2 protein-coding genes are annotated in these 1,175 nt (G+C 58.7%); both read left to right on the top strand.

Going from position 1 to position 1,175, the window contains the following annotated elements:
• Window positions 1-349, top strand: a 349-nt coding sequence (locus tag VN622_03790; GenBank protein HWR34978.1) for a hypothetical protein, incomplete at its 5' end; no start/stop codon positions are given.
• Window positions 280-1,175, top strand: an 896-nt coding sequence (locus VN622_03785) for a tetratricopeptide repeat protein (protein ID HWR34977.1), incomplete at its 3' end; no start/stop codon positions are given. The genes VN622_03790 and VN622_03785, both read left to right, overlap by 70 nt.

The following is a 1,175-nucleotide window of genomic DNA, read 5'->3' as shown; positions in this document are numbered from 1 at the left end:
CATTGGCGCATTTCTGCTCGTAGTGATGATGGTCGTAACGCTCATCACATTGCGCACGCCGTCGCGCTATGTTTCAACCGGCCGCATCTCCGTCAGCCGTGAAAATCCTGATGTTGCTGGATTCAAGAACGGCGTTTCGTCTGCCGACTCCGACACCGACCTGACCATGCTGCTTGAGACGCAGGTGCAGGTGATCCGCAGCAGGCACCAAAGCGCGAATCCCTGGAACAGGCGGTTCGCCTCGCGCCCGGCAATGCCGAATACCATTCCAATCTTGGTGTGTTCATCCTGTTCGCGGAACAGGACGCGACGGCGGCACTCACGCATTTCCGTAGGGCGACGGAACTGAATCCACATTCGGCCCAGGCTTGGCTCCACATGGCTGAGGCGCAGATGGTGAACGGCGACACCGAAGCCGCGTTGCGCGCCGTGGACCGCGCCGTACAAACCGAGCCACAAACTCCCGCTGTCGCATGGACGGCGGCGAACCTGTTGATCGCGTTAGGTGAAACCAAGCGTGGCCTTAGCCACCTGCGCTTCGCCATGGCACACGACCCTGAGCTGATACGGCCCGCTCTGGAGCTCGTTCACAGGGTGCAGCGAAACCCGGTCGATGCAGCCGAAGATGCACTTCCACCTGACCCCGTCGCCTATTTCTCTTACATGAACCTGTTGATCGCACACGGCGAACTAGACAGTGTGCGCGCGCTGTGGATGAAGTTCGTCGCCCTCAGCAAACCATTCAAGCTGCGATATGCGTTCGGGCCATTCGAGGCCTTTCTAAAGGCGGGCGACGCCCGCATGTTGCAACACTTCTGGAATGATGTGGAGCGCCTAGTTCCCGACGCTGCACGCCTGCATACAGGGCAAAATGCGATTCGCAACGCCAGCTTCGAATACGACATCCTGAACGGCGGCTTGGACTGGCGTAACCGCGAAGTGTCCGGAGTCTTACTGCAAAACGATGATTCCGAATACCACGAGGGGCGGCACTCTCTCGTCGCAACTTTTGCGATGGAGCCGGTCGGCGATCTGGGGCTGCATCAGTACGTGGTGCTGGAGCCGAATACACAATACCGCTTTACCGGATACATGAAGCCGGTGTTGGAATCAGCGCACGGCCCGCGTTTCGCGCTCATCAACATCACAAACCAAAGTCGCTATTTCGTGACCAG

Source organism: Clostridia bacterium (assembly GCA_035561135.1).
Lineage (GTDB): Bacteria > Acidobacteriota > Terriglobia > Terriglobales > Acidobacteriaceae > DATMYA01.
This window is presented reverse-complemented; position numbering and strand designations above follow the sequence as displayed.